Below are 6,874 nucleotides of genomic sequence, written 5' to 3'. Positions count from 1 at the left end.
ATACTGGTGAAGTAGTTTCTATCGAACGTAATGAAATTATTTTAGATCGTGATACTATTCTTGACAAAGATAATGTTGAGGAAATTATTACAGCTGATGTAAAAACTGTTTTATTACACAAAGAAGATAGCAATCAAGCTGATTATGCAATTATTCATAATACGCTACAAAAAGACCCTACAAACTCTGAAAAAGAAGCTGTAGAACATATATATAGACAACTGCGTAATGCTGAACCGCCTGATGAGGAAACAGCACGTGGAATTATTGATAAATTGTTCTTCTCTGACCAAAGATATAACTTAGGTGAAGTTGGTCGTTATAGAATAAACAAAAAATTAGGTCTTGACACTCCTATGGAAAAGCAAGTGCTTACCAAAGAAGATATCATAACTATTGTTAAATATTTGATTGAATTGATAAATGCTAAAGCAGATATTGATGATATCGATCACTTATCAAATAGACGTGTAAGAACAGTTGGGGAGCAATTATCTCAACAATTTGGTGTTGGTCTTGCTCGTATGGCAAGAACAATTCGTGAAAGAATGAACGTTAGAGATAACGAAGTATTTACACCAATTGATTTGATCAATGCTAAAACATTATCATCTGTTATAAACTCATTCTTCGGAACAAACCAGTTGTCTCAATTTATGGATCAAACGAATCCATTAGCTGAGATTACTCACAAGCGTAGATTATCTGCACTAGGACCTGGTGGTTTATCAAGAGAAAGAGCTGGATTTGAGGTTCGAGATGTTCACTATACGCACTACGGTCGTTTGTGTCCAATTGAAACTCCTGAGGGACCAAACATTGGACTTATTTCGTCACTTGGTGTTTATGCTAAAGTAAACGGAATGGGATTCATCGAAACACCTTATCGTAAAGTTGATAATGGGGTAATTAATATTACAGACGAACCTATTTATTTAAGTGCTGAGGAAGAAGAAGGTAAAATGATTTCTCAAGCAAATATTGATATTGATGCTAATGGTAAAATTTTAGCCGATAGAGTAATTGCTCGAGAAGAAGGAGATTTCCCAGTTGTGGAACCATCTGCTATTCATTACGCTGACGTTGCTCCAAATCAAATTGCATCTATTTCTGCTTCGTTAATTCCTTTCTTGGAACATGATGATGCGAATAGAGCCTTGATGGGATCTAACATGATGCGTCAAGCGGTGCCTTTATTACGTCCAGAAGCTCCAATTGTTGGAACTGGATTAGAAAGACAAGTAGCTTCAGATTCTCGTGTACTTATTAATGCTGAAGGTAATGGACTTGTTGAATATGTTGATGCAAACTCTATTACTATCAAATATGACAGAACAGAAGAAGAAAGACTTGTGAGTTTTGATTCTGATGAAAAGTCATATAACTTAATTAAATTTAGAAAAACGAATCAAAGTACCTCTATTAACCTAAAACCTATAGTAAGAAAAGGGGATAGAGTCGTTAAAGGTCAAGTACTTTGTGAAGGATACGCTACTCAAAATGGAGAATTAGCATTAGGAAGAAATCTTAAAGTAGCATTTATGCCATGGAAAGGTTATAACTTTGAGGATGCAATTGTAATTTCAGAAAAAGTAGTTCGTGATGATATTTTTACATCTATTCATATTGATGACTATACTTTAGAAGTTAGAGATACTAAATTAGGTAACGAAGAGTTAACTAATGATATTCCAAACGTTTCTGAAGAAGCAACAAAAGATTTAGATGAAAATGGAATGATTAGAATTGGTGCAGAGGTTAAACCTGGCGATATTCTTATCGGAAAAATCACACCAAAAGGAGAATCTGATCCAACACCTGAAGAAAAATTACTAAGAGCAATCTTTGGTGATAAAGCTGGTGATGTAAAAGATGCTTCATTAAAAGCTTCACCTTCATTACATGGTGTAGTTTTAGATAAAAAATTGTTTGCAAAAGCAGTTAAAGATAAACGTAAGCGTACAAAAGATAAAGAAGATATTGATAAGCTTGAAACAGAGTTTGATGTAAAATCAAACGAGTTGAAAGAAAAACTTATCGATAAATTATTCACAATCGTTAACGGAAAAACATCTCAAGGTGTAATGAACGATTTAGGTGAAGAAGTATTACCAAAAGGAAAAAAATTCACTCAAAAAATGTTGTTCGCTGTTGATGATTTTGCTCACTTGACAAAAGGTCAATGGACAACAGATGATAATACAAATTCTTTAGTAAATGACTTAATTCACAACTACAAAATCAAATTAAACGATTTACAAGGTTGGTTAAGAAGAGAGAAATTTACTATCACCGTTGGAGATGAATTACCAGCAGGAATCTTAAAACTTGCTAAAGTTTATATCGCTAAGAAACGTAAACTTAAAGTAGGAGATAAGATGGCAGGTCGTCACGGTAATAAAGGTATTGTGGCTCGTATCGTTCGTCATGAAGATATGCCATTCCTTGAAGACGGAACGCCTGTTGATATTGTATTGAATCCTCTTGGAGTACCTTCTCGTATGAATATTGGTCAAATTTATGAAACAGTTCTTGGATGGGCTGGTCAAAAATTAAACAGAAAATTTGCAACACCTATTTTTGATGGTGCAACTTTAGACCAAATTAATGAGTTAACTGATGAAGCAGGAATTCCTCAATTCGGTCATACCTATTTATATGATGGTGGAACTGGAGAACGTTTCCATCAAGCAGCAACAGTTGGAGTTATCTATATGTTGAAACTAGGACATATGGTTGACGATAAAATGCACGCTCGTTCTATTGGACCATACTCACTTATTACGCAACAACCTCTTGGTGGTAAAGCACAATTTGGAGGTCAACGTTTTGGAGAGATGGAGGTTTGGGCACTTGAAGCCTATGGAGCATCAAGTACACTAAGAGAAATCTTGACGGTTAAATCTGATGATGTTATTGGTAGAGCAAAAACTTACGAATCAATCGTTAAAGGTGAAGTTATGCCAGAACCAGGATTACCTGAATCATTCAATGTATTAATGCATGAATTAAAAGGTCTTGGATTAGACATTAGATTAGAAGAATAAAAAATAGTTGGCAGTAACAGTGTTTGGATATTTCTAAACACTGTTTGCTGAACACTGAACACTTTTTAAATGTTACGACTATGATGAACAATAGAAATAGAGACAATAAAAATACTCCAATCAAGAGATTTAGTAAAATCTCGATAGGACTTGCTTCTCCAGAATCAATTTTGGCAGAATCTAGAGGTGAGGTTTTAAAACCAGAAACCATCAACTATCGTACACACAAACCAGAAAGAGATGGTCTTTTCTGTGAGCGTATTTTCGGTCCAGTTAAAGATTATGAGTGTGCTTGTGGAAAATATAAAAGAATTCGCTACAAAGGTATCGTATGTGACCGATGTGGTGTTGAAGTTACTGAAAAGAAAGTACGTAGAGATAGAGTAGGACACATCAACCTTGTTGTGCCAATAGCTCATATCTGGTATTTCCGTTCTTTACCTAACAAAATTGGTTACATTTTAGGTTTGCCATCTAAGAAATTAGATATGATTATCTACTACGAAAGATATGTAGTGATTCAAACAGGTATTGCTAAAGGACCAGAAGGTGAAGAATTAAAAAGATTAGACTTTTTAACAGAAGAAGAATATTTAAATATTTTAGATACTCTTCCAATGGAAAATCAATATCTTGATGATAATGACCCAAATAAATTCATCGCTAAAATGGGTGCTGAATGTATTATGGACTTATTAGCTCGTATAGATTTAGAAACATTATCTTACGAATTAAGACATGCTGCTAACACAGAAACGTCTAAACAACGTAAGACTGAAGCTTTAAAACGTCTTGTAATTGTAGAAGCGTTTAGAGAATCAAACAAGAACAGAGAAAATCTTCCTCAATGGATGATTTTAAAAGCAATTCCGGTTATACCACCAGAATTACGTCCTCTTGTGCCTCTTGATGGTGGTCGTTTCGCAACTTCAGATTTAAATGATTTATACAGAAGAGTAATCATCCGTAACAATCGTTTAAAAAGACTTATGGAAATTAAAGCTCCAGAAGTTATCTTAAGAAACGAAAAACGTATGTTACAAGAATCAGTAGATTCATTATTTGATAACACACGTAAAGCTTCAGCTGTAAAAACTGAATCTAACAGACCTTTAAAATCTTTATCTGATTCCTTAAAAGGTAAACAAGGTCGTTTCCGTCAAAACTTACTTGGTAAGCGTGTGGATTATTCTGCTCGTTCGGTAATTGTTGTTGGACCAGAATTAAAATTATTTGAATGTGGATTGCCAAAAGATATGGCAGCTGAATTATACAAACCTTTCGTTATCCGTAAATTGATAGAAAGAGGAATCGTTAAAACAGTAAAATCTGCAAAGAAAATTATAGATAAAAAAGAACCAGTTGTTTGGGATATCTTAGAAAATGTAATTAAAGGTCACCCGGTTATGCTTAACCGTGCTCCTACATTGCACAGACTTGGTATTCAGGCATTCCAACCAAAATTAATTGAAGGAAAAGCAATTCAGTTACACCCATTAGTGTGTACTGCCTTCAATGCCGATTTTGATGGTGACCAGATGGCTGTTCATTTACCATTAGGACCAGAAGCTATTTTAGAATGTCAATTGTTAATGTTGGCTTCTCATAATATCTTGAATCCTGCAAATGGTGCTCCAATTACTGTACCTTCTCAGGACATGGTACTTGGTTTATATTATATGACAAAAGAGCGTATTTCTACTCCAGAAGTAAAAATTAAAGGAGAAGGATTAACATTCTATTCAGCAGAAGAAGTAAATATTGCTTTAAATGAAGAGAAACTTGACTTAAATGCAAGAGTTAAGATTAGAGCAAAAGACTTTAATGAAGAAGGAGAATTAGTTTATAAAATAATTCAAACTACCGCAGGTAGAGTTTTATTTAATGAAGTTGTTCCAGAAGCTGCAGGTTATGTAAATGAGGTTTTAACTAAAAAATCTTTAAGGGATATTATTGGTCAAATTCTTAATGCAACAAATGTTCCAGTAACAGCTGCATTCTTAGATAATATCAAAAATATGGGGTATAAATTCGCATTTAGAGGAGGTTTGTCTTTCTCTTTAGGTGATATTAGAATTCCTGAACAAAAAGGACAATTAATTGCTGATGCTCGTGTTCAAGTGGATGCGATTTCAGTAAACTATAACATGGGTCTTATTACCAATAACGAACGTTACAACCAAGTTATTGATATCTGGACTTCTGCAAATGCTCAATTAACAGAGCTGGCAATGAAAAACATTAGAGAAGACCAACAAGGTTTTAACTCTGTGTATATGATGCTTGATTCTGGAGCAAGGGGTTCTAAAGAACAAATTCGTCAGTTAACTGGTATGCGTGGTTTGATGGCTAAGCCTAAAAAATCAACTGCTGGTGGTGGTGAAATTATAGAAAATCCAATTCTTTCTAACTTTAAGGAAGGTCTTTCTATTCTTGAGTATTTTATTTCTACTCACGGTGCGCGTAAAGGTCTTGCGGATACTGCTCTTAAAACTGCCGATGCAGGTTATTTAACACGTAGATTACATGATGTATCTCAAGATGTTATTGTTAACTCTGTTGATTGTGGAACATTAAGAGGAATTGAGGTTTCTCCTTTAAAGAAAAATGAGGAAATTGTTGAAACTTTAGGCGATAGAATTTTAGGACGTGTTGCATTACAAGATGTAATCGATCCCTTAACAACTAATGTTATTGTTCATGCTGGTGAAGAAATTGTTGCTTCTCATGTGAAGAAAATTGAAGAATCACCAATTGAAAGTGTTGAAGTTCGTTCGCCATTAACTTGTGAAGCTAAAAAAGGAATCTGTGCTAAATGTTACGGAAGAAACTTAGCCACTGGTAAAATGACGCAAAGAGGTGAAGCAGTTGGAGTTATTGCTGCTCAATCTATTGGAGAACCAGGAACGCAGTTAACACTTCGTACATTCCACGTTGGTGGAGTTGCGGGTGGACTTTCTGAAGAATCAAATATCTTAACTAAGTTTGCAGGTCGTTTAGAATTAGATGATTTAAAAACAGTTAAAGGTGAAGATGCTGAAGGAAATCCAATTGATATTGTGATTTCTCGTTCTACAGAACTTAAATTAATTGAACCTAAAACAGGTATTTTATTAAATACACACAATATTCCTTATGGATCTACTATCTATGTTAAAGATGGTGATGTAGTGGATAAAGGAACAGTTATTTGTAAATGGGATCCATATAATGGAGTTATAATTTCAGAATTTACAGGTAAAGTTGAATACGAAGATATCGAACAAGGACATTCGTTCATGGTTGAAGTCGATGAACAAACTGGTTTCCAAGAAAAAGTAATTTCTGATTCAAGAAGTAAAAAATTAATTCCTACTTTATTGATTTATGCTAAAGATGGTGAATTAGTTCGTTCTTATAACTTACCAGTTGGAGCTCACCTTATGGTAGATAACGGAGAGAAAATTAAAGCAGGAAAAATTCTTGTAAAAATTCCTCGTCGTTCTTCTAAATCAAGTGATATTACAGGAGGTTTACCAAGAATTACTGAGTTGTTAGAAGCTCGTAATCCTTCAAATCCAGCTGTAGTGTCTGAGATTGACGGTGTAGTTACATTCGGAAAAATCAAAAGAGGAAATAGAGAAATTGCTATTGAATCTAAATTTGGTGAAGTGAAGAAATATTTAGTTAAACTTAATAATCAGATTCTAGTTCAAGAAAATGACTTTGTTAAAGCAGGTACTTCTCTTTCTGACGGAGCAATTACTCCAGAAGATATTTTAAGAATTAAAGGACCAGCTGCTGTTCAACAGTATTTGGTTAATGAAATTCAAGAAGTATATCGTCTT

At 34.2% G+C, this 6,874-nt stretch carries 2 protein-coding genes; both read left to right on the top strand.

The genetic code is table 11. The features are described 5' to 3' along the window. On the top strand, positions 1 to 3,047 hold a 3,047-nt coding region (gene rpoB / locus AACZ53_RS13130; protein ID WP_339839312.1), incomplete at its 5' end, for a DNA-directed RNA polymerase subunit beta. Between the two features lie 80 nt (positions 3,048 to 3,127). Beyond that, a partial coding sequence (gene rpoC / locus AACZ53_RS13125) for a DNA-directed RNA polymerase subunit beta' (protein WP_339839309.1) occupies positions 3,128 to 6,874 on the top strand: 3,747 nt, incomplete at its 3' end.

It is taken from the genome of uncultured Flavobacterium sp. (assembly GCF_963975005.1).
GTDB lineage: Bacteria > Bacteroidota > Bacteroidia > Flavobacteriales > Flavobacteriaceae > Flavobacterium.
Note: the sequence above shows the minus strand (reverse complement) of the source record. Positions and strands in the feature narration are given on the sequence as shown.